Below are 24228 nucleotides of genomic sequence, written 5' to 3'. Positions count from 1 at the left end.
CAACTTAGATTACATTAGCGTTAACCTGTATATTTTAGGAGCGCATAATGAACTATAACAATTGGCCGATTGCAAAACAGATTGGTGCCCTTGCCTTTTTTCTTACCCTGATCATTTTTAGCATACTCAGTACCCTGTCCTACCAAGCGGCTTCGAATGTACTCGAAGATAAAGGCATCAGTGCGATGAAGGCCGAAATGCACGCCGTATCCGATATGTTAGAACTGCAATATGACAGTCTTCTGCAACTGGCAAGACGTAACGCCGATGTCTTTAAGGAAATGTATCCTGGACAGTTCAGTAAATCGGACCAAAGCGTCAGCATTATGGGGGTGAATTCCCCTATCCTCATGCACGAACAAGAACACATTAACTCCTCAAAAAGTAAGGTCGATCGTTTTGCTAATCTGACAGGTGGCAATGCCACCGTCTTCGTGCGTGATGGCGATGATTTTATGCGGGTTTCAACCTCGGTTAAAAAAGCCGATGGTAGCCGCGCACTAGGGACTTACCTAGGTAAAACCCATCCAGGCTATCAAGTCCTTCTCGGCGGTAATGAATACGAAGGTTACGCCAAACTCTTCGGTAAAGACTATATGACAATCTATCGCCCCGTGAAGGACACACAGGGCCAAGTCATTGGGATCTTGTACGTTGGGTTTGAGATCACTAACTCCCTGCTGCAATTGCAACAAGCCGTGAACAAACTCACCTTAGAAGAGAGTGGCAACTTTCTGCTCATGCGCAACGTAGACCAAGTCCTTATCGCACACCCGCAGTTTACGGCCAATGAGCCCGTCACTGAATCTATGCTCGATGGCTTGAGCCTAACCCAAGCCATGCAGGCTGATACAGATTGGCGTTATAGCAACAGCAAAAATGAACCCATGTTTGCCTATACCCAAATGGTCAGAGGCTGGAATTGGATGATGGTAGGCCAAGTCAAAGCCAAAGAACTCAACGAAGAAAGCCTGCACTTACTCACGATCAACGCCATTGTCGCCATCACAGGCATAGCACTGATAACCGTATTATTGTCACTAGTGTTAGTGCGTTCACTCAAACCTCTGCATGCCCTGCAAGTGCATATGGAAACCTTAGGACGAGGGGATTTTAGCCGCCCGTTGCCGCCATCGGTACCACAGAGTCAAAATGAAGTCGATAAAATCACCACTAGTGTATCGACCATGTCTTCGGAGTTAAGGCAACTGATGATCGCATTGCAGGGTTCTGTAACTAGCCTAGAGCAACAGGCCGCCAAGGCACAGAGCATCGCCAAACAAAATGGCGAAGAAGCCCAGGCCTTAATGTTACAAACCGATCAAATCGCCACGGCCATCGAAGAAATGTCGACCTCAATCCGCGACGTTGCTAACCATGCACAGGATGGGGCCAATCAGAGTCAACAGGTAGACTTAGCCGCGAAAGCAGGCCAAAACCAACAGGCTAAAGTAGTGCAAGATCTGCTAAAACTCAGCCAACAACTGAATAACAGCCACCAATCCGTTGAGAAAGTCAGCCAAGAAAGTGAAGCCATCAGTAAAGTCACCGAAGTGATTAACAGTATTGCGGAGCAAACAAACTTACTGGCACTCAACGCGGCGATTGAAGCGGCGCGGGCAGGCGATCAAGGTAGAGGCTTTGCGGTCGTTGCCGATGAGGTGAGAACCTTAGCCCAGCGCACCCAAGCTTCTATCCTAGAAATAGGACAAACTATCAATAAATTGCAAACTCAAGTGAAAAGCACCACAGAACAAATGGCCCAAAGTCATCAGCTAGGCATGGCATCGGCAACCCAAGGTGAAGCGACGGTCGAGCAACTGAAGGAAATCACCCAGCGTATCGGTGAACTGGCCATCAGCTCACGTAATATTGCCTCGGCAACCGAGCAACAGAGCAGTGTGGCAGAGGAGATCACCCATAACCTGCATCAGATCAGTGAATTAGCCAACGAAGGTGAGCAACGCGCTGTGCAGGCAGTCCAGTCGGCCGATGAGTTATCCTCCTTAGCCGTGGCGTTAAAACGACAAATAAGCCAATTTAAAGCCTAGTTCTAGGCGTTAGACGCTAGAATCTAGATTCTCGAAAACGGTCAATAAAAAACCCCGCATCCGCGGGGTTTTTTAATCAAGCTTAGGCGTTACTCGGCATCATCTGCCGATCTGTCCATGTTCTCCGTATTCTCAAGCCACAGGGCATTGATAATTCCGAAAGAACAGGCCAACAAAACCCCTAATATCCACGTGAAATACCACATAGCAGGTGCTCCTTAATTCTTCGTAAACATTAATAGAGTGAGGCTTTGTTATCTTCAATATGTTTGCGGTTTAAACGACCAAACATCTTGAAGTAAGTCCATACAGTGTAACTTAACACGATTGGAACGAAGATAATCGCCGCCCAAGTCATTACCGTTAATGTCATTTCACTGGCAGTCGCATCCCACATGGTCAAGCTCACATTAGGGTCCAGTGATGATGGCATGACGAATGGGAACATAGCCGCGCCACAGGTCAAAATCACCATAGCCACAGTCAGTGAGCTGAATAGGAACGCAAAACCTGAGCGATTAAAGCGACTCACAAGGATCACTAACAGCGGCAATACCACCCCCAAAATAGGGAACAGCATAGTCACAGGGTACTTGTCATAGTTAGCTAACCAAGCGCCAGCTTCAACGGCCACAGTCTTCATCGTAGGGTTAGAAACGGCGCTGTGATCCAAGGTCGACGTCACGACATAACCATCGATGCCATTAGCCAACCACACACCTGCCGCAGCAAATAACACCGCCACTAGCAATGCGAAGAATTGTGTTGCTTTCGCCGCACGCACCCTCAGCTCACTGTCGGTCTTCATTTGTAACCAAGCAGCACCTTGCATCATAAACATGCTTACGCTGACAAGACCTGCCAGTAAACCGAATGGATTCAACAGTCCGAACAAACCACCGTGGTAAGTTGCCCGCAGGAACTCATCAAAGTTAAATGGAACACCTTGCAATAAGTTACCAAAGGCCACGCCTATGATCAGCGGAGGCACAAAACCACCACAGAATAAGGCCCAATCCCATGACTTACGCCATTTTGGATTTTCAATCTTAGAGCGGTAATCAAACCCAACAGGACGGGTATACAAGGCAAACAGCACTATCATCATGGCCACATAGAAGCCAGAGAAAGACACTGCATACACCATAGGCCAAGCGGCAAATAACGCACCACCCGCCGTAATTAACCACACTTGGTTACCATCCCAATGGGGGGCGATGGTGTTGACCATAATACGGCGCTCGGTATCGTCTTTGCCTATGATGGGCAGTAACGCACCGACACCCATGTCAAAACCGTCAGTAATCGCAAATCCGATGAACAGCACGCCGATCAGAGCCCACCAGATAACTCTCAATATTTCATAATCAAACATAATGAAATCCTCTGCTTAGGCTTCTAATTTTGCGAAGCATTAGTCTCGAAGTGATAACGGCCGGTCTTTAAACTGCTAGGTCCAAGGCGGGCAAACTTAAGCATCAAGAATATCTCAATCACCAACAGCACTGTGTAGAACAGGGTGATAGAAAGAATACTGAACCATAAGTCACCGGTCGTTAAACTCGATGCAGACATAAAGGTCGGCAATACCTCAGAAATGGTCCAAGGTTGACGACCATACTCGGCCACAAACCAACCACACTCAATCGCAATCCAAGGTAATGGCAAGCTGAAAAGCGCAGCCTTAAGTACCCATTTTTTCTCTTCGATTTGGTGACGTGTGCTTTGCCAGAACGCTGCAGCAAACACCAGAAGCATGAAGAAACCTAATCCCACCATGATCCGGAAGCTCCAGAAAATGGGCGCCACATTCGGGATAGAATCCTTAGCCGCGGCTTGAATTTGCTCTTCGGTCGCATCGACTATGTTATCGGTATAACGCTTGAGTAATAACCCGTAACCGAGGTCGACTTTTGCCTCTTCAAAGGCTGCACGCAGTTCAGGTGTATCTTCACCGGCACGCAGTTTGACGAGCATCTCATAAGCTTTCATACCGTTACGGATACGCACTTCGTGCTCGGTAATTAAGTCACGAATACCGGTTACTTCTTCATCCAATGAGCGTGTTGCCACTATGCCCATAGCATAAGGAATTTTGATCGCATAATCGGTGTGCATGGTTTCTTGATTTGGGAAACCCACGGCAGTAAAGGCTGCAGGCGCAGGCTCAGTGTGCCACTCGGCTTCGATTGCCGCTAACTTAACACGCTGTGCTTCACCCACTTTATAGCCTGATTCGTCACCTAAGACGATAACCGACAGGATTGATGCCATACCAAAACTGGCGGCAATCGCAAATGAACGGCGGGCAAAGGGTAAGTCACGCTTCTTAAGGATGTAGTAAGCACTGACGGCAAGCACGAACATAGCCCCCGCCACATAACCCGACGCGACAGTGTGAACAAACTTCACCTGAGCCACAGGGTTAAATACCACTTCGGCGAAACTGGTCATTTCCATGCGCATGGTTTCGTAATTGAATACTGACCCCACAGGGTTTTGCATCCAACCGTTTGCCACTAAGATCCACAGGGCTGAGAAGTTAGAACCAAAGGCGACTAACCAGGTCACAGCTAAATGTTGACGCTTAGTGAAACGATCCCAACCGAAGAAGAACATACCCACAAAGGTAGATTCCAAGAAGAATGCCATTAAACCTTCAATGGCCAGTGGTGCACCAAAAATGTCACCCACATAATGCGAATAATAAGACCAGTTAGTACCAAACTGGAACTCCATCGCTAAACCCGTTGAAACACCTAAGGCGAAGTTAATACCAAATAACTTACCCCAGAACTTAGTCATATCTTTATAAATTTGTTTATCTGTCATCACATACAGTGATTCCATGATAGCCAGCAAAAATGCCAACCCCAATGTCAAGGGAACAAACAGGAAGTGATACATGGCTGTCAGCGCAAACTGCAGCCGCGATAGCTCAACAACCTCTTCAACAATCATCGGTGACTCCTTACGTGGTGCGTCCAATTGCCATGACAATCTAAGCCATTCATAGCAAGTGCCTTTGTAGGATAGTGAGTTTTCATTCTGTGTTTATAGCTGAGGTCAGTATAAACCGTTAAATTTTATCTTTAGCATTACATCGAGGCAGCAAGGCCTAAAAGTCCCTATTTCCATCACATACTGAGACATGAGTCACACTATTATTCGGCATTGAGACAAACACCTCACCACCCAATCAATCAAATGATCTCATTGATATAAATATCAGATAGTTAAGATATTTATTCGTTTTCATTTGTGAGTATTTTATACCACCCGCCTTTGATTCAAATCAATCAAACTCAAGGGTTTAGATGGGTTTTGCGGCGGGGCACACACTTCCCATCAACTCGCAGTTGACAGAGGCAAACAAACGGAGTAGAGAGACAATTTCATTCAGTAAAAACCAACGTTTTTAGCCATCTCAACCAATAATTGACATCTAACCAACAAAAACAACAACAAACAATTTTTAAACAACAAATTTACTAAATAAAAATAAGTTAAAATAATCACGGATAAAATTACAAACAAGTAAATTCAATAAGTTAAAATAAAACAAATTCAAAAAACACAACAAATCAATTTTTATGGATTAGTTTTTTTAATCTAAAAACGTATTTTTTCTCGTTTGATAACATTCGTCGAACTGCTTAATATATGTCCTGTGTTAAGGAGACGGTTTGACAGTTCTGGTGAAACGCCCCAGACAAGTCCCACTTCGCGCACATTGGTATTAACTTTGGTGTGGAGATAGAGATATGACAAACTTATTTGAACGTCTGGTTAACAGCTATAAGCGTGTTTTCGTTGAACTTTATACAGCTCGTGAGCTGTAAGATTTTATCGCTTATTCAGCATAGATTTTGATTTAACTTGAAGTTTTGTTAGCGCAAAACAAGCCTCCATCTCCAAGAGATGGGGGCTTTTTCTTTTATGGCTGGGCTCTGTTAAACCAAAGAATACCTAACACATTGGTAGTATTTAAATAGTACGATTGCACATTCTACCCATTAAGGGGTAATTATTGTTTTAAATGAACATTTTCCTACATCTATCCATTAGAATATTTGCAATATAGGTGAAAGGATTGAAATATAAATGTTTTTGTAAAAGTGCATTTTAAATATAAAAAAAGGAGCGAAAATTTCGCTCCTTTTTTATCACTTTCTCGAACTAATTCTCTACATTTTAACCGCTTAGCCTAAGGTCACTCGGGCATTACGGAACATACGCATCCAAGGGCTATCTTCACCCCAAGCATCCGGATGCCAAGAGTTCGCCACTGTCCTGAACACACGTTCGGGGTGCGGCATCATCAGCGTCACGCGGCCATCGGTGGTACAAATCCCAGTCAAACCATTAGGCGAGCCGTTCGGGTTTTGTGGATACTGAGTCGCAATATCGCCCTTGCCATTAACAAAACGCAGCGCAATAGTGCCTGACGCTTCGGCAATCGCCAACGCTTCAGGGCTAGCAAACTCAGCCAGACCTTCCCCGTGGGATACGGCGATAGGCATACGTGAACCGGCCATACCTTGGAAGAATAACGATGGGCTCTGTTGCACTTCAACTAAGCTGAAACGCGCTTCAAAACGCTCTGAGCGGTTACGTACAAAACGTGGCCAGTGCTCGCTACCTGGGATAATTTCTTTCAGGTTCGATAGCATTTGACAGCCGTTACACACGCCAAGGGCAAAACTTGAGTCACGTTCGAAGAAACGCGAAAACTCATCGCGGGCACGCTCGTTAAACAGAATCGACTTAGCCCAACCTTCACCTGCGCCCAATACGTCACCGTAGGAGAAGCCACCACAGGCCACCAGACCTTGGAACTCTTCTAGGCTAATACGGCCAGATAAAATGTCCGACATATGCACATCGCGGCTTTCAAATCCAGCGCGGTCAAAAGCAGCTGCCATTTCCACGTGGGAGTTAACGCCCTGCTCACGCAAAATCGCCATCTTAGGCGCTGCGCCCTTAAGAATATAAGGCGCGGCAACATCAGTGCTTGGATCAAAACTTAAGTTAACGGTTAAACCTAAATCGGTTTCATCTTGCTTAAGCTTAAACTCTTCCAGCGCACAGGCGGGGTTATCACGCAGCGCTTGCATACGATAGGTGGTTTCTGACCATAAGGTACGCAACGCCACACGGCTATCACTGAAAATTTCACGCGCGCCATCTTTAATGGTGATGCGTTGATCATCGGCTAATGTGCCGATCACATGGCAAGGCACGCCCGCGATGGCAAACTGAGCGGCAATTTTCGCCGCATTGTCGCGGCTCACTTGCAGCACAGCGCCAAGCTCTTCATTAAAGAGTCTTTCTAAATCCGTGCCCTGCAGATCTTCTACATCGATATCTAAGCCTGTATTACCGGCAAAGGCCATTTCCACTAAGGTAGTGAATAAACCACCATCACTGCGGTCGTGGTAAGCGATAATCGACTTCTTAGCCACCAGATTTTGCATGGTTTCGAAGAAACCACGCAGCAGTGCCGCATCGTCTAGATCCGGCGCAACATCGCCTAACTCACCAAACACTTGGGCTAAACAAGAACCGCCTAAACGATTTTTGCCCGCGCCTAAATCCACTAACAGTAAAGACGTTTCGCCTTTATCGGTACGTAGCTCTGGTGTCACTGTATTGCGAATATCCTGCACCACACCAAAGGCAGTGATGACCAGCGACATAGGCGATGTCACGGTTTTGTTCTCGCCATCTTGTTGCCATGCGGTCTTCATCGACATTGAGTCTTTACCGACGGGAATAGTCAGGCTCAGCTCTGGACACAGCTCCTCACCCACAGCTTTCACCGCTTCATAAAGGCCCGCATCTTCACCGGGGTGACCCGCGGCAGACATCCAGTTAGCAGAAAGCTTAATGCGCTTAAATGAACCTATATCGGCACCGGCGATGTTCATGATGGATTCAGCCACCGCCATACGGGCAGAGGCGCCAAAATCCAGCAGTGCTAATGGCGTGCGCTCGCCCATCGACATAGCTTCACCGGCGTAGGTATCAAAACTTGCCGCAGTGACAGCGCAGTCAGCCACAGGTACTTGCCATGGGCCTACCATTTGGTCACGGTTCACTAAACCCGTAACTGTGCGATCGCCAATAGTGATAAGGAAGGTTTTATCCGCCACCGTTGGCAAGCTCAGTACGCGTTTAACCGCTTCTTTAACATCAATCTTATCTTGCGCTAACGCGGGTGATACCGCTTTAGCCGATACCACATCGCGGCTCATCTTAGGCGCTTTACCTAATAAGACTTCGAGGGGTAAATCGATAGGATTATTATCGAAATGGCTGTCGGCGAGCGTTAAATGTTTTTCCGCCGTCGCTTCACCCACAACCGCAAACGGTGCGCGCTCACGCTCACAGATTGCCGTAAATAGCGCGAGGTTTTCAGGGGCAACCGACAGCACATAACGTTCCTGTGATTCGTTACACCAGATTTCCAGCGGGCTCATGCCTGGCTCATCCGAAGGCACATTACGCAGGTTGAATAAACCACCGCGCTCGCCGTCATTCACAAGTTCAGGGAAAGCATTCGACAAACCGCCCGCGCCCACATCGTGGATAAATTGGATAGGGTTTTTATCGCCAAGCTGCCAGCAGCGGTCGATCACTTCCTGACAACGACGCTCCATTTCTGGGTTTTCACGTTGTACTGAGGCAAAATCTAAGTCTTCACTCGATTGACCCGAGGCCATAGACGAAGCGGCGCCGCCGCCCAAACCTATGTTCATCGCAGGGCCACCCAGCACAATCAGCTTAGCGCCAACGGTGATTTCGCCCTTCTGTACATGCTCTTCGCGAATGTTGCCTAAACCACCGGCTAACATAATCGGCTTGTGATAACCGCGGACTTCAACGCCGTTATGGCTACTCACTTCCTGCTCGTAAGTACGGAAATAACCGACTAAGGCTGGGCGCCCAAATTCGTTGTTAAACGCTGCGCCGCCTAAGGGGCCTTCGGTCATGATATCGAGCGCACTCACGATACGATCTGGCTTACCGTATTGACCTTCCCATGGTTGAACAAAACCCGGGATTTTTAAATTTGATACCGTAAAACCCGTTAAGCCAGCTTTAGGTTTAGAGCCGCGGCCAGTCGCACCTTCATCACGAATTTCACCGCCCGACCCCGTTGCAGCGCCAGGGTATGGGCTGATCGCGGTTGGATGGTTGTGGGTTTCCACTTTCATCAAGACGTGCATAGGTTCGGTTTGATAGCTATAAACCCCGTTTGGATCGGGGAAGAAACGTCCAGCAACTGAACCTTCCATCACAGCCGCGTTATCTTTATAGGCAGATAACACATGATCAGGCGTGGTTTCAAAGGTATTCTTAATCATCTTGAACAACGACTTAGGCTGAACCTCGCCGTCAATGGTCCAATCGGCGTTAAAAATCTTGTGGCGGCAATGCTCAGAGTTCGCCTGGGCAAACATCATCAATTCGATATCGTTCGGATTACGGCCTAAACGCACAAAGTTTTCGACTAAGTAGTCGATTTCATCTTCTGCGAGGGCCAGCCCCATCTCGACGTTAGCCACTTCTAATGCACGGCGACCTTCCCCAAGAATATTGACACTCTTAAATGGCGCTGGCTCAGTGCGTTTGAATAACATATCGGCTTTAGCAAAATCATCGAGAATGACTTCCACCATGCGATCGTGCAGCAGCGCATTGAGGCTTTGTTGCTGCGCCGCAGTTAGCGCGTCTGACTCGACATAATACGCAATGCCCCGCTCCAAACGCTTCACTTTTCCAAGGCCACAATTATGGGCGATGTCAGTGGCTTTTGAAGACCAAGGGGAAATGGTACCGGGGCGAGGAGTGACAAACAGGAGTGAACCTTGGGGGATATGAGCTTCTATCGCAGGTCCATAGGTGAGAATTTTTTCAAGTTGCTGGCGTTCATTTGTGTCGAGCAACTCGCTCAAATCCGCTAAATGAACATACTCAGCATAGATTTGGCGTACCGGAAGCGCCGCGTTTTCGCAGGCCTCCATCAGCTTTTGCACCCTAAACGTCGAGAGTGCAGGGGCTCCGCGGATGATCTCCATCACGTCTATTCACCTTATTATTTATTATTGCAGGGGTCAGAGGTGGCGCTATTATAGGGAAATGTCCGTCACAAATCACCTGTGACCTTACGCAAAACAGTGTTTCCTGTGATATAAAAAGCGCTGTTTTGTCGGGTCTCTTCTTTTCCCCTAGTGCGATTTTTTTACGCTATCCCAGACAAACGGATATAATCACAGCAACGTCAGCCATTTTATCTTTGCTACCTCACTGACCACTCGCTATTTATCAAATTGATTTTATTTAACAAAATGTATTTAATGACACGATTTCTGTTCGCTATCATCTTTGGTTTCTTACTGACAGCCTGTCAGCAAGTTACCGTGGACGAAACAGAATTCGCCCCCAAAAAGCTCACCGAATTGCGAGTTGGGACCCTTTACGGACCGCAAATTTATATGACCTCGGGTCAGGGAAATAGCGGTTTCGATTATGATATGGCGGTGCTTTTTGCCGAATATCTCAATGTGCCCTTAAAAATGCTGCCCTTTACCAACCGCGCAGAACTGTATGAAGCCCTTAAAAACAATGAAATTGACATCATTGCCGCCGGCATGACGGAAACGCCGGCCCGCCGAGAACAATTTCGCTTCGGCCCGCCCTTATATAGGGTCAATCAAGTATTGGTTTACCGTGAAGGTATGCCAACACCCAAAAATATCAGTGAGTTAAAAGGTAAAATCACGGTTATTGCTGACTCGGCATTTGTGGAAACCTTAACCCAATTGCAAAAACACAATCCATCACTCGTCTGGGATCAAGTAGTAGATAAAGACAGCGAAGAATTACTGGCGATGATCGCCAATAAAGAAATTGACTACACCATAGCCGACTCCAGCAGCGTACAGATCAATCGCCGCTATTTACCCGATTTACGCTCTGGTCTAGTGCTAGAAGAGAAACTCGATGTGGTCTGGCTATTACCGCCCACCCACAGTGATGAACTTATGAGTCAATTGCTGGCATTTTGGCACCAAGAAAAACTCGCTGGCACACTCGATCATTTAAACGAAAAATACTTTGGCCACGTTAAGCGCTTCGATTATATCGATACCCGCGCTTTCCTGCGCGCCATAGAGACCGTACTGCCCCGCTATCGTCAGCTTTTTGAGACCCACGCGGGTGATTTAGACTGGCGTAAGCTGGCGGCCACCAGCTATCAGGAATCCCATTGGAATCCTAATGCCCGTTCTCCCACGGGAGTACGCGGCATGATGATGCTCACCGAACCCACGGCGAAAGAAATAGGCATTACAAACCGTTTGGATGCAGAAGAAAGTATCCGCGGCGGCGCCGCTTACCTAAGGGATATGATCAATCGCTTGCCCGAATCCATCCCCGAAAGTCAGCGCATGTGGTTTGCCCTCGCCTCCTATAATATCGGCTATGCCCATGTCGAAGATGCGCGCAAACTGGCTGAGTCTATGGAGCTAAACCCCAATGCCTGGCGGGATGTAAAGAAGGTTCTGCCGCTGCTGCAAAAACGAAAGTACTACCAAAAGACCCGATATGGCTACGCCAGAGGCAGTGAAGCGGTCCATTACGTTGACAGCATTCGCCGATATTACGACACCTTAGTCTGGGTCGATAATCAGTCTAAACCCCAAAATCCAGAGGAAGAACCTAACGACCTCACCGCAGAAGAGTCCCCCAGCTTACCTAAAGGCTCATTGAGTCCAGATCAACCTAAGTAAGCGTGAACGCTGAAAAACTTGCGCTAGCGCCCAAGGCTCACTTTCTCTGTATACTTTGGGCCTATTTTCATCTTAGATTAAGCGAAAAGGCGTTAAAGTGCGTTTAAGCAATTAACATGCTGGTTTATAAAGCAGATACGCCCAAGGGGATTGCCGCACACAAGCGCAGCTGTTACTGTCATAGGGTCAATAATGTCACAACAGTAAACGGTTTCAGGCTGAAACTTGAAACAATCACAATATTGAATAACACAGATAAAAATAATCAAAAATGGGGTCAATATGAGAAAAAAAACCATCCATAATAATGCATCGCGCCGCCGCACCTTACTCAAGGTCCGACATCGCCGAGTGTTAAATCGTCAAAAACTGTTCTTTACCTTTATCCAATCCCAGGATTAATCCCCCTGTCTTAACCTCTACGATTCCGATCCCTGCTGCGCTATTTGAGCTTGCTTTAAGGCTTTTTTCTCTTCCCTGCGACGTTTAAAAAAACGGCTCAATTGGGCGCTACAGGCCTCGGCTAGCACACCCGATGTCACTTCTACTCGATGATTAAATGCCGGATGTTGCAGTAAATTCACGACTGTACCCGCAGCACCGGTTTTTTCATCCCGGGCGCCAAATACCACTCGGGCAATTCGGCTATGCACCATAGCCCCTGCACACATGGCACAAGGCTCAAGGGTGACATATAAAGTCGCGTCTAACAGACGATAGTTTTCGACCAAACGCCCCGCTTCCCGCAGACATAAAATTTCCGCATGGGCGCTAGGATCGTGTTGGCTAATGGATAAATTGTAACCCGTCGCAATCTGCTGGGCATCTTTAACTAACACGGCTCCCACGGGCACTTCGCCCTCGGCCTCGGCTTTTTCAGCCATCAGCATCGCGACCTGCATCCAATGTTCGTCTTGCTGCAATTGCACGTCTTGCTCCGTTTGCTCCACCGACACCTTCTCTCTAGCCCAAAATAAAGCGCGATTATATCAGTCAAACACTGACATTTCACGGCAGACTCATTCATTCCAAGCAGATCTATCAGCAACAAAAAAGGCGCACTCGGCGCCTTTTAATCGTTAATTCAATTAATTAACTTATTCCCACTCGATCGTCGCTGGTGGCTTACCAGAGATATCGTAAACCACGCGGGAAATGCCATCGACTTCGTTGATGATGCGATTTGATACGCGGCCTAAGAAATCGTATGGCAGATGTGCCCAGTGGGCGGTCATAAAATCGATGGTTTCGACGGCGCGCAGTGACACCACCCAATCGTATTTACGGCCATCACCCATCACGCCAACTGAGCGCACGGGTAAAAACACGGTAAAGGCTTGGCTGACTTTATTATACAGGTCGGCTTTATGCAGCTCTTCGATGAAGATAGCATCGGCGCGGCGCAGCAAATCGCAGTACTCTTTTTTCACTTCACCGAGTACACGCACGCCTAAGCCTGGGCCTGGGAACGGATGGCGGTAAAGCATGTTGTACGGCAGGCCTAACTCTAAACCGATTTTACGGACTTCATCTTTGAAGAGTTCGCGCAGTGGCTCAACTAAGCCGAGCGCCATATCGTCTGGCAAACCGCCGACGTTATGGTGGGATTTAATCACATGGGCTTTGCCTGTGGCGCTGCCAGCTGATTCAATCACATCGGGGTAAATCGTGCCCTGGGCTAGCCACTTAGCATTAACGCACTTCTTCGACTCTTCATCGAAAATCTCGACGAAGACACGGCCGATGATTTTGCGTTTTGCTTCAGGATCGGCAACGCCCTTCATCGCATCGAGGAAGCGGTTTTCCGCATCGACATGGATAATGTTCAGGCCGAAATGATCGCCAAACATTTCCATCACTTGTTCGGCTTCGTTCAAACGTAATAAACCGTTATCCACAAATACGCAGGTCAGTTTTTTGCCGATAGCACGGTGCAACAGCATAGCCACAACCGATGAATCCACGCCGCCAGACAAGCCTAGAATCACTTCATCATCGCCGATTTGCTTCTTTAAGCGCTCAATCGCATCTTCGATGATAGAGGAAGGTTTCCAGTTAGCGGCGCAGCCACAGATGTCTAAGGCAAAGTGCGATAACATCCGCATGCCTTGACGCGTGTGGGTCACTTCAGGGTGGAATTGTACGCCATAGAAGCGTTTCTCTTCATTTGCCATCGCGGCAAAGGGGCAAGTATCGGTTTTAGCGACCGCCACAAATCCCTCGGGAATAGCAGACACTTTATCACCGTGGCTCATCCACACATCGAGCAGCGGTTTGCCTTCGCTATTGACTGCATCTTCAATATCTTTGAATAACGCAGATTTTGTCAGCATTTCAATTTGAGCGTAGCCAAATTCACCTTCGCCCACACCTTGGATCACTTTACCGCCAAGCTGCTCAGACATGGTTTGCATGCCGTAACAGATACCTAACACGGGCACGCCAGCGTTAAAGACATATTCAGGTGCACGGGGAGAATTTTCAGCCGTCACACTTTCAGGGCCGCCCGCTAGGATAATACCATTAGGGGCAAACTCACGGATTTGGGCTTCGGTCACATCCCACGCCCATAATTCACAGTAAACGCCAATTTCACGGATACGACGGGCAATCAGTTGAGTGTACTGGGATCCAAAATCGAGGATCAGTATCTTGTGCTCATGAATATCGCTCATGGATAACCTTTATTTTATCTATTGTTTAACTTGGCTCAAAACTGACAACGTCAAGCTTGAGAGCATCACACATATTGTTAGTGGGGCGGCCTATTGCCGCCCCACTACATCAAACATTTATGAACCAGAACGGTAGTTCGGCGCTTCTTTCGTGATAGTCACATCGTGCACATGGGACTCGCCCATGCCCGCAGAGGTCACTTTCACAAATTGCGCTTTTTCATTCAGTTCAAGGATAGTGGCACAGCCCGTTAAGCCCATGCATGAACGTAGGCCGCCCATATGTTGGTGGATGATTTCCTTCAGCTTGCCTTTGTAGGGTACGCGGCCTTCAATGCCTTCTGGCACGAGTTTGTCGGCAGCATTGTCAGATTGGAAATAACGGTCAGAAGATCCTTGAGACATAGCGCCTAATGAACCCATACCACGGTATGATTTATATGCACGCCCTTGATAAAGTTCAGTTTCACCCGGTGCTTCATCGGTACCGGCGAACATTGAGCCCGCCATGATGCAAGATGCTCCCGCGGCTAAGGCTTTAGCTAAATCACCAGAGAAACGCACGCCACCGTCAGCAATCACAGGAATACCTAAGCCTTTTACGGCTGCGGCAGCATCTGAAACTGCAGTAATTTGTGGCACACCCACACCGGTAACAATACGAGTCGTACAAATAGAACCAGGGCCAATACCGACTTTAACGGCGTTAACGCCCGCTTCAACCAGCGCTAAGGCGCCTTCAGCCGTGGCAACGTTACCACCGACAATTTGTAAATCTGGGTATTTGGCACGGGTTTCGCGAATACGTTGTAATACGCCTTCAGAATGGCCATGGGAAGAATCGATCAGCAGTACGTCAACACCGGCCTTAACCAGCGCATCAACACGCTCTTCGTTGCCCGCACCCGCACCGACGGCGGCGCCCACACGTAAACGGCCTAACTCATCCTTACAGGCGTTAGGTTTACGCTCGGCTTTCTCGAAGTCTTTTACAGTGATTAAGCCTTTCAGCTTGAAGTTATCATCGACAACTAACACTTTTTCGATACGGTTAGAATGCATTAATTTTTGCACTTCATCTAACTTAGTGCCTTCGGCAACGGTGACTAAACGCGACTTAGGCGTCATCACTTCCTCTACCGTTTTGCTCCAGTCGGTCACAAAGCGCACATCACGGCCGGTAATAATACCAACCAGCTCGTTCGCTTCGTTAACCACTGGGTAACCGGCAAAACCGTTTTTCAGGGTTAACACTTTCAGATCGGCTAGGGTCGTTGAGGGAGTCACAGTCACAGGTTGTTGAACCACGCCCGCTTCGTAAATTTTTACTTTACGCACTTCTTCGGCTTGCTTCTCAATACTCATGTTTTTGTGAATAAAACCTAAGCCACCTTCCTGCGCCATCGCGATTGCAAGGCGAGCTTCAGTGACTGTATCCATGGCGGCGGACACAAGTGGAATGTTGAGTTCGATTGTATTGGTGAGGCGAGTTTTAAGAACGGCGGTATTTGGGAGTACAGTAGAATGCGCAGGAACAAGTAACACATCGTCAAAAGTAAGCGCTTCTTTAATTAAACGTAGCATTAGCAACATCTCCCCAGTTGAGTAGGATTTAGAGGTGAAATATTGCGGCGGGATTATACCTTGCATATGGGGCGCGGTAAATGGAAAATAGTGAAAAATTCCCATTTGCGCGAGAAAAACCATGCAAGTCGCCAAAAATAATGTTTATACCGTCTCACGCCTAAATGGTGAAGTCAGGCAAATTCTCGAGGGACAACTGGGTAAAATTTGGCTCAATGGCGAAATTTCTAATTTTTCATCCCCTAGTTCAGGTCATTGGTATTTAACCCTAAAAGATCATTATTCCCAGATCCGCTGCGCCATGTTTAAGGGGCGTAACCAGACGGTCAGCTTTAAACCCGTCAATGGCCAGCAAGTATTAGTTAAAGGTGCCATCAGTGTTTATGAGCCGAGGGGGGACTATCAATTATTAATTGAGTCCATGTTACCCGCGGGGGATGGATTACTGGCGCAGCAATTTGACGCCCTTAAGATGAAGCTCGCCGCCGAGGGATTATTCGCCGCCGACACCAAAAGACCTTTGCCGAAAAACATCCAACGCATTGGCGTTATCACGTCACCAACAGGGGCGGCGATCCGCGACGTATTGCACGTACTTGCCCGCCGAGACCCATCGATTGAAGTGATTATTTATCCCACTCAAGTGCAAGGTGAATCCGCAGACAGAAACATTTGCCAAGCAATCAATATTGCCAACCAGCGGTTAGAAGTCGATGTATTACTGCTCACCCGTGGCGGCGGTTCACTTGAGGATTTATGGTGTTTTAACAGCGAGGCCCTCGCCCATACGATATACAACAGCGCCCTGCCCATAGTCAGCGCCGTCGGTCATGAAGTCGATACCACCATCAGTGACTATGTTGCCGATGTGCGCGCCCCAACACCATCCGCAGGTGCCGAACTACTCTCACAGGATAGTGAGAATAAAGCCCAAAGACTAGCGACCGTATTATCGCGCCTACAGCAAAGTGCACGACATTATCAGCTCAAACAAGAAAGACGTTTAACTGTGTTAGATCACAGGCTACAGCGCTTAGACCCTAAACGTACACTGCAACAATTCGAGCAAAGATTCGATGAAATACAATTAAGGCTTGAGTCCGCGCTGTCGAATCGCTTGCACCTGCTCAGCCGTCGCCAACAATTACTTATCAGTCGCCTTGAGCAGCAATCCCCTAAGCATAAACTTACTCTTGAGGGTAACCGCTTAAGTTATCTGGCGAGTCGCTTACAGGATGCATTGCAGGATAAACTCAGTCAAAGTGAACAACGGATAAAGTATGCAGCCCATCAACTTGAGACGGTCAGCCCACTGGCCACATTAAGTCGTGGTTACAGTATCACTACCGATACCAGCGGAACCGTTATCACATCGGCAGCCCAAGTGCGGATCGGTGACACTATCACCACCCAACTGCCCAATGAACGGCTAGTGTCGACCATTACACAAATTCCATAAAGTCGCCCCTAACGCTAATGGCACCTATAACCAAGGGCCTCAGACACATTCTTCTTTCAAGACAAGAAAGTATCACCTGCAGGCCGCCAAATTCGGCCTGATGGTAAAAACGGTAATATTTTGATATTTATTAACTTTTAAGATAAACAAGCACTGCATTAAAATTAGCTATAATACAGTTTACTCATCAGCACACATGGATGGATAAGCTTAATATGGGGCTAACTGAAATCGAAAAAGAGGCAATCACCTCATCATTCATCTTGATAAATCATCAAGAACAACAATTTGCAACCCTCTTTTATGATTGCCTATTTGACTTAGCGCCGCTGATCAAACCTATGTTTAAGCGCGATCGCAAACTGATAGAAGAACATTTTTATATGATCTTTTGTGCCGCCGTCGATAATATTCATCACCTCGATACTATCAGGGCGACCCTACTCGAATTAGGTGCAAGACATCGAAATTATGGCGTCAAGGTCTCACACTTCCCCATCGTCAAATCCGCCCTAATACTGGCCATTCAACATGAATTAAAAGGCCAATCCAATGCCAGCATAGAAAACGCATGGTCAAACTACTATGACGTTCTCGCCGCGATCATTCTCGAAGGTATGCTGGCGGATAAGATAGCCTAATACAAAGCCAGTCTACCCAAGCGCACATCAATCGTCTAAAAATCAAAAAGGAACCCTAAGGCTCCTTTTATTACTATCCAATCAAGGCTAGCTTATTTTTTTCTATCTTTAATATGACTCAGTGCGCGTTTACGGCGACGCTCTTGGCTCATAGTCAACTTTTCAGTCTTGTTTTCAAATGGGTTATCACCCTCTTGGAAACGCAGCTGGATTGGCGTACCCACCACTTTCAATGAACGGCGGAAGTAGTTCATCATGTAACGCTTATAGGAGTCAGGCAGTTTACTCACTTGGTTACCGTGAATGACCACGATTGGTGGATTGTAACCACCGGCGTGGGCGTACTTAAGCTTAACCCGGCGACCGTTAACCAATGGTGGCTGGTGATCGTCCTGGGACATTTGCATAATACGGGTCAGCATAGAAGTACTAACGCGGCGCGTCGCACTATCGTAAGCTTCTTCAATCGATTCAAATAAATGGCCAACACCAGTACCGTGCAGCGCCGAAATAAAGTGAATACGGGCAAAATCGATAAAGCCTAAACGGCGATCGAGTTCACTCTTAACGCGGTCTTTAATCCCTTGGTCGATACCATCCCACTTGTTGACGGCAATCACCAAAGCACGACCCGCATTGAGCGCAAAGCCTAACAGACCTAAATCTTGCTCGGCGATACCTTCACGGGCGTCGATGATAAGCAACACCACGTTGGCATCTTCAACCGCTTTCAAGGTTTTGATCACTGAGAATTTCTCAATGACTTGATGTACTTTACTGCGGCGGCGAACCCCTGCGGTATCGATAATCACATACTCGCGACCTTCACGTTCCATTGGAATGTAAATACTGTCGCGGGTGGTGCCGGGTTCATCAAATACCACGACGCGCTCTTCACCTAAAATACGGTTAGTCAGGGTTGACTTACCGACGTTAGGTTTTCCGATAATCGCCAACTTGATAGGCAACTCTTGCAGACGCTTTTGTTCAGCTTCGGCTTCTTCTTCGGTATATTCGCGCTCTTCGGTCACTTCGTCTTCGCCTTGACGCACTATGCCCATCGCTTCGGCATAAGGCGTCAATGCGTATTCAATCATGTTGGTCACGCCGCGTCCTTGGGACGCCGCCATCTGGTAAACTTCACCTAGACCTAAAGACCAAAACTCGGCGCAGGCGGAATCGGCATCAATACCGTCAACTTTGTTAGCGACCACAAAGGTGGTTTTTTCACGGCTACGCAGGTGCTGGGCAATCGACAAATCCGCGGCGGTTAAACCGGCACGCGCATCGGTCATAAATAAAACGACATCGGCTTCTTCAATGGCGGCAAGGGATTGCTCGGCCATTTTCGTCTCGATCCCCTCTTCAGTGCCATCGATACCGCCGGTATCGACCACAATGAACTCATAGCCGGATAAGAATGCTCGACCATATTTACGGTCACGTGTTAGGCCAGGAAAGTCAGCAACCAGCGCATCACGCGTGCGCGTAAGGCGATTAAATAGGGTGGATTTACCGACGTTCGGCCGACCAACAAGGGCCACTACAGGGATCATATTTTGCCTCTAAAAAACTTTTCAATAAAAAGCCCCCGGAACACACTTCCAGGGGCTCTACAAGGATAACACTTTTAACTAGGGAAGTGTTACAACAGCTAACTTTCCACTGCGACCTTGAACATAGATTTTATCGTCAACCACTAATGGCTGGCCGTATAATCCAGAGCTGTCCACTTGGACACGTCCCACAATCGACCCTGTACTGCGATCGACAAAGTGTAAATAACCTTCAAAATCACCCACAACTAAATAGTCTTTATATACCGCAGGTGACGTCAGAGTGCGGTTAGCTAACTCAGAGTTACTCCACAGTTCTAAACCGTTACGTTTATCAACTGAGTAGATACGGCTGTGGTCATCAACTAAGAACAAGCTTAAGCCAGAGGATGCTAACTCGTTAAAGCTAGAATACTTACGTGTCCATACGACTCGGCCCGTGCGCAGTTCCATCGACACTAAGTTACCGTTATAGCTCACCGCATATAAATTCTCGCCAAGGATCAGCGGCGTCATATCCACATCGGCCATACGGGTAAACTCGTTGCCGCCGGTGGGGTTATAAATCGCCTGCTCCCACGCAGCTTGACCATTGTTTTTAATCACAACGGCCACTTTGCCATCGGCGGTGCCGATAAAGAAACCACCCGCTTCGTAGGCTGCAGAACCTGTACCACGCAGGGTCAGATTTGGCAATTGCATTTCATACACCCACAACTTAGCGCCTGTATCGACGTTAAAGGCTTCGAGTGAACCAGTACTGGTACTCACCACCACCACATCATCGGCCACAGTCGGGGCAGACAGTAATTCACCGCCGGCAATCACATGCCATAACACTTGACCATCTTCGGCATTGAGCGCTGCTAATAGTCCGCTTTCACCACCCACAAAGACTTTATTACGTGCCGCGGTGACACCAGCAGCAAGACGTGCGCCTTTGTTTTTGGCTAAAGCATTATCACGAAACTCTTCACTGAAATCTTTAGTCCAAACACGCTCGCCTGTAGCTTCATCAAACGCCATCACGGAACCGTATCGGTCGGCAGCAAAAATTTTACCGTAACGCACGGCGGGAGCAAGGCGCGAGTAGTAATCGCCAACACCGTCACCGACAGAAGTGCTCCAACTCACTTCAGGGAACACAGTCGCCTGAATGGCTGTTAACTCACTCACAGGTTCGTCTTCAACATCGCTCGACGAACAAGCGGATAACATGGCTAGACTGAGTCCAGCGGCTAGCAGGTTTTTGCACCAAGACTTCATCAAGGGATCCCTTATGCCTGATTTAGGTTATCAAGTTTGATTTTAAGCGCAGGGCTAGTGACCACTCCGCCATTATCAACTGCTGCTTGATAAGCCGTTTTCGCTTTATCAGCTTCACCTTTACGCACGAAGAAATCGCCTTTTAATTCTTCACGTTGAGCTAAAAATGCTTTGTCAGTGACTTGTTCTAAGGTGGCTAAAGCTGTGTCAATTTGACCTTGCTCGGCTTGTACTCGCGCTAAACGTAAGGTCGCAATCATATCTAAACCCGCACCAGGTTTAGCGGCGATGACTTTTTTAAGTGCTTCTTCGGCCTTCGCATAATCCTTAGCTTCTACCGCGGTTTTTGCCACGATCAAATCTAACAGGGCCAGATAACCCTTTTGATCATGGTTTTTAGAAAACTCGGCCACACCCGCCAGCATAGCGGCTTCGTCGCTTGATTTAGTGGTCAAGGTTTGGAAAGCCTGCGATGCTTCTTCCGCCTGCGCGACTTTCATGTCGGAGTAATAATTCCAACTGTATAGGCCGCCTAAACCAACGACAGCACCAATTAAAATTGACGTTCCATAGTCTTTCCAAAATTGCTTGATAGCATCTACTTGTTGTTCTTCTGTGCTATAAATTTCCACGCGCACGTCCCCTTATATGATCTGTCACTTAATTGCCAGTTCAGCTAAAAATGCACTTAATGCACTTCGCGCTACCCGTTGTTGTTCGATGTCATTGCGTAAATATTTCACTGTTACCATACCTTCAGCCAATTCTTCTTCGCCGATCAGTAAGGCCACTTGAGCACCGCTTTTATCGGCGCGCTTCATTTGTTTTTTCACGTTGCCGCCACCGCAGTGGCTCATCACCTTAAGCGTGGGTAATGCGGAACGTAATTCCTGTGCGACCTTGATGGCCTCAACCAGACAGCTATCACCCATAGCCGTGACATACACATCTACCTCAGGCGGAATATCTTTGTTCAGCTCTAAGGTTTCAAGCAGCAGTACAATGCGCTCTAAGCCCATGGCAAAACCGACTGCAGGGGTATCTTTGCCGCCTAATTGGGCGACTAAACCATCGTAGCGACCACCCGCAAGTACAGTACCTTGTGAGCCTAAACTAGATGTAACCCATTCAAATACAGTGCGATTATAGTAATCTAACCCACGGACTAGGCGCGGATTAATGGTGTATTTGATACCTACAGCATCAAGTAGTTCACGCAATTGTGAAAAATGTGCCTTCGATTCTTCACCGAGAAAATCCATTAATTCAGGAGCATTGGCCAATATAGCTTGAACATTTTGATCTTTTGAATCCAAAACCCGCAGCGGATTGCTGTACATGCGACGCTTGCTGTCTTCATCGAGGGCATCTTTATGCTGCTCTAAAAACGCAATCAGGGCATCACGGTAAACCGCGCGCTCGGCGGGATCACCTAAGGTATTTAGCTCTAATGAGACATGCTCGCTAATGCCGAGTTTTTCCCACAGGCGTGCCGATAACATCAAGACTTCAGCATCGATATCCGCTGTGCCTATGCCATAGACTTCCACACCAAACTGGTTAAATTGGCGATAGCGGCCTTTTTGAGGGCGCTCGTGGCGGAACATAGGGCCCATATACCAAAGACGTTGCTCTTGGTTATACAGCAGACCATTTTCGTTACCCGCACGCACTGTCGATGCAGTACCTTCTGGGCGCAGCGTTAAGCTGTCACCGTTGTTATCTTCGAAGGTATACATTTCTTTTTCAACGATATCAGTGACTTCACCGATAGAACGTTTGAAAAGTTCGGTATTTTCCACTATCGGAGTGCGAATTTCGCTGTAACCGTAAGCACTGACGCTTGAACGCAGTACCGCTTCCACTTTTTGCCATAGAGGACTTTGAGTTGGCAGAATGTCGTTCATTCCGCGAATCGCTTGGATCTGTTTTGCCACTGTCTCGACTCGTCCGATTTCGCTAAATTAATAAAAAATGTCAGGCATTATAGGCTTTTCAATACTAAACGTAAAATGACCCCGTCGGTTTCGGGGTCTAGCTCAAGCCTTAGCGGTAATAACTAAGCTTAACGTCTGGATTTTACTCGGTTGTATCTTTCACTTGGATGCGGTTTGCCATCAGGCTCGCCTTAGCGCGAATTTTCGCCTCGAGGGAATCGACTAAATTGTCGTTATCGAAACGTTCTTTTTGACGCTCGCCTTCATCGTAGTAGCCACTCTTATTGTGTCCACCGGTTAAACCGATATGCGATACTAAAGCCTCGCCTGGGCCATTCACTACGCAGCCGATAATAGACACATCCATCGCTGTGGTCACATCTTCTAAGCGGCGCTCTAATTCATTGACCGTACTGATCACATCGAACTCTTGGCGTGAACAGGATGGGCAGGCGATAAAGTTAATCCCACGGCTACGAATGCGCAGCGATTTTAAGATATCAAAACCGACTTTGATTTCTTCAACGGGATCGGCGGCAAGGGAAATACGTAGGGTGTCACCTATGCCTTCGGCCAATAACATGCCTAAACCGACTGCCGATTTCACTGAACCTGCACGTGCACCACCCGCCTCGGTAATACCTAAATGCAGCGGCTGGCGGATTTGTTTGGCTAATAAACGATAGGATTCAACCGCTAAAAACACATCCGACGCCTTAACGCTGACCTTAAATTGGTCGAAGTTCATGCGATCTAAAATATCCACATGGCGCATGGCTGATTCGAGCAGGGCCTCGGGGGTCGGCTCCTTGTATTTATCCATTAAATCTTTTTCTAATGAACCGCCATTGACGCCAATACGGATGGGGATATTTTTATCCCGGGCGCACTCTACCACACTGCGAATGCGTTCTTCATTACCAATATTGCCGGGGTTAATACGCAGACAATCGACACCGTATTCGGCCACTTTTAAGGCGATACGATAGTCAAAGTGGATGTCGGCGACTAAGGGCACGCTCACTGATTGTTTAATGATTTTAAAGGCTTCTGCGGCATCCATAGTCGGTACAGACACGCGTACTATATCGGCACCCACTTTCTCTAAGGCGCGAATTTGGGCAACGGTTGCCTCTACATCGGTCGTCTTAGTATTGGTCATAGACTGAACGGCAATCGGCGCCCCATCACCAATCGGCACATTCCCCACATAAATGCGGGTAGAAGGACGTCTTTTTATGGGAGTTTCATTATACATGCTA

General features: G+C 47.7%; 16 protein-coding genes. 4 read left to right on the top strand and 12 right to left on the bottom strand.

All coding sequences use genetic code 11. From position 1 onward, the window contains the following. Positions 1–47: 47 nt before the first annotated feature. Positions 48–2051 carry a methyl-accepting chemotaxis protein gene (locus MJO46_RS18435; protein WP_253990578.1) on the top strand — a complete coding sequence of 668 codons (2004 nt, stop codon included), beginning with the start codon at positions 48–50 and terminating at the stop codon, positions 2049–2051. 89 nt (positions 2052–2140) lie between these two features. Here the strand turns inward: MJO46_RS18435 and cydX are convergent, their stop codons facing one another. From cydX to purL, 4 genes are all read right to left on the bottom strand, one after another. Further along, positions 2141–2257 carry a cytochrome bd-I oxidase subunit CydX gene (cydX, locus tag MJO46_RS18430; protein ID WP_006082469.1) on the bottom strand — a complete coding sequence of 39 codons (117 nt, stop codon included), beginning with the start codon at positions 2255–2257 and terminating at the stop codon, positions 2141–2143. 29 nt (positions 2258–2286) lie between these two features. Continuing rightward, entirely contained in the window at positions 2287–3426 is a 1140-nt protein-coding gene (gene cydB, locus MJO46_RS18425) for a cytochrome d ubiquinol oxidase subunit II (RefSeq protein WP_253990577.1), read from the bottom strand. A gap of 23 nt (positions 3427–3449) precedes the next feature. After that, positions 3450–5012, bottom strand: coding sequence for a cytochrome ubiquinol oxidase subunit I (locus MJO46_RS18420; protein ID WP_253990576.1), 1563 nt, complete (start codon positions 5010–5012; stop codon positions 3450–3452). 1241 nt (positions 5013–6253) lie between these two features. Continuing rightward, complete coding sequence (purL, locus tag MJO46_RS18415) at positions 6254–10135, bottom strand: phosphoribosylformylglycinamidine synthase (RefSeq protein ID WP_253990750.1); 3882 nt, start codon at positions 10133–10135, stop codon at positions 6254–6256. A gap of 279 nt (positions 10136–10414) precedes the next feature. Between purL and mltF the strand changes: the two genes are divergently transcribed. Beyond that, entirely contained in the window at positions 10415–11848 is a 1434-nt protein-coding gene (gene mltF / locus MJO46_RS18410; RefSeq protein ID WP_253990575.1) for a membrane-bound lytic murein transglycosylase MltF, read from the top strand. Between the two features lie 419 nt (positions 11849–12267). On the opposite strand, the gene tadA is transcribed toward mltF, so the two are convergent. The 3 genes from tadA to guaB form a co-directional block, all read right to left on the bottom strand. Further along, positions 12268–12798: a tRNA adenosine(34) deaminase TadA gene (gene tadA / locus MJO46_RS18405; RefSeq protein ID WP_367880942.1), complete on the bottom strand. Its 531-nt coding sequence runs from the start codon at positions 12796–12798 to the stop codon at positions 12268–12270. Positions 12799–12945: 147 nt separating this feature from the next. Beyond that, positions 12946–14523: a glutamine-hydrolyzing GMP synthase gene (gene guaA, locus MJO46_RS18400; protein ID WP_253990574.1), complete on the bottom strand. Its 1578-nt coding sequence runs from the start codon at positions 14521–14523 to the stop codon at positions 12946–12948. A 117-nt stretch (positions 14524–14640) separates the two neighbouring features. Further along, entirely contained in the window at positions 14641–16107 is a 1467-nt protein-coding gene (guaB, locus tag MJO46_RS18395; protein WP_198780581.1) for an IMP dehydrogenase, read from the bottom strand. Between the two features lie 121 nt (positions 16108–16228). Between guaB and xseA the strand changes: the two genes are divergently transcribed. Together xseA and MJO46_RS18385 are read left to right on the top strand one after the other, a co-directional pair. Continuing rightward, positions 16229–17566: an exodeoxyribonuclease VII large subunit gene (gene xseA / locus MJO46_RS18390; protein WP_253990573.1), complete on the top strand. Its 1338-nt coding sequence runs from the start codon at positions 16229–16231 to the stop codon at positions 17564–17566. Between the two features lie 200 nt (positions 17567–17766). Beyond that, complete coding sequence (locus MJO46_RS18385; RefSeq protein ID WP_253990572.1) at positions 17767–18207, top strand: globin domain-containing protein; 441 nt, start codon at positions 17767–17769, stop codon at positions 18205–18207. A 92-nt stretch (positions 18208–18299) separates the two neighbouring features. On the opposite strand, the gene der is transcribed toward MJO46_RS18385, so the two are convergent. From der to ispG, 5 genes are all read right to left on the bottom strand, one after another. Further along, positions 18300–19763, bottom strand: coding sequence for a ribosome biogenesis GTPase Der (gene der, locus MJO46_RS18380; RefSeq protein ID WP_253990571.1), 1464 nt, complete (start codon positions 19761–19763; stop codon positions 18300–18302). A gap of 78 nt (positions 19764–19841) precedes the next feature. Continuing rightward, positions 19842–21029 carry an outer membrane protein assembly factor BamB gene (gene bamB / locus MJO46_RS18375; protein ID WP_253990570.1) on the bottom strand — a complete coding sequence of 396 codons (1188 nt, stop codon included), beginning with the start codon at positions 21027–21029 and terminating at the stop codon, positions 19842–19844. Between the two features lie 11 nt (positions 21030–21040). After that, positions 21041–21661 (bottom strand): tetratricopeptide repeat protein, encoded by a 621-nt coding sequence (locus tag MJO46_RS18370; RefSeq protein WP_253990569.1) that lies wholly within the window; start codon positions 21659–21661, stop codon positions 21041–21043. Between the two features lie 24 nt (positions 21662–21685). Further along, positions 21686–22966, bottom strand: a complete 1281-nt coding sequence (gene hisS / locus MJO46_RS18365) for a histidine--tRNA ligase (RefSeq protein ID WP_253990568.1) — start codon at positions 22964–22966, stop codon at positions 21686–21688. A 142-nt stretch (positions 22967–23108) separates the two neighbouring features. After that, positions 23109–24224 (bottom strand): flavodoxin-dependent (E)-4-hydroxy-3-methylbut-2-enyl-diphosphate synthase, encoded by a 1116-nt coding sequence (gene ispG, locus MJO46_RS18360; protein WP_253990567.1) that lies wholly within the window; start codon positions 24222–24224, stop codon positions 23109–23111. Positions 24225–24228 lie beyond the last annotated feature (4 nt).

Origin of the sequence: Shewanella sp. KJ2020 (genome assembly GCF_024197625.1) — a bacterium.
Taxonomy (GTDB): domain Bacteria; phylum Pseudomonadota; class Gammaproteobacteria; order Enterobacterales; family Shewanellaceae; genus Shewanella.
Note: the sequence above shows the minus strand (reverse complement) of the source record. Positions and strands in the feature narration are given on the sequence as shown.

Excerpts from the sequence above, each read along its gene's own strand:
- MJO46_RS18435 (WP_253990578.1), top strand. The coding sequence starts at position 48 with ATGAACTATAACAATTGGCCGATTGCAAAACAGATTGGTGCCCTTGCC.
- cydX (WP_006082469.1), bottom strand. The coding sequence starts at position 2,257 with ATGTGGTATTTCACGTGGATATTAGGGGTTTTGTTGGCCTGTTCTTTC.
- cydB (WP_253990577.1), bottom strand. The coding sequence starts at position 3,426 with ATGTTTGATTATGAAATATTGAGAGTTATCTGGTGGGCTCTGATCGGC.
- MJO46_RS18420 (WP_253990576.1), bottom strand. The coding sequence starts at position 5,012 with ATGATTGTTGAAGAGGTTGTTGAGCTATCGCGGCTGCAGTTTGCGCTG.
- purL (WP_253990750.1), bottom strand. The coding sequence starts at position 10,135 with ATGGAGATCATCCGCGGAGCCCCTGCACTCTCGACGTTTAGGGTGCAA.
- mltF (WP_253990575.1), top strand. The coding sequence starts at position 10,415 with ATGACACGATTTCTGTTCGCTATCATCTTTGGTTTCTTACTGACAGCC.
- guaA (WP_253990574.1), bottom strand. The coding sequence starts at position 14,523 with ATGAGCGATATTCATGAGCACAAGATACTGATCCTCGATTTTGGATCC.
- guaB (WP_198780581.1), bottom strand. The coding sequence starts at position 16,107 with ATGCTACGTTTAATTAAAGAAGCGCTTACTTTTGACGATGTGTTACTT.
- xseA (WP_253990573.1), top strand. The coding sequence starts at position 16,229 with ATGCAAGTCGCCAAAAATAATGTTTATACCGTCTCACGCCTAAATGGT.
- MJO46_RS18385 (WP_253990572.1), top strand. The coding sequence starts at position 17,767 with ATGGATAAGCTTAATATGGGGCTAACTGAAATCGAAAAAGAGGCAATC.
- der (WP_253990571.1), bottom strand. The coding sequence starts at position 19,763 with ATGATCCCTGTAGTGGCCCTTGTTGGTCGGCCGAACGTCGGTAAATCC.
- bamB (WP_253990570.1), bottom strand. The coding sequence starts at position 21,029 with ATGAAGTCTTGGTGCAAAAACCTGCTAGCCGCTGGACTCAGTCTAGCC.
- ispG (WP_253990567.1), bottom strand. The coding sequence starts at position 24,224 with ATGTATAATGAAACTCCCATAAAAAGACGTCCTTCTACCCGCATTTAT.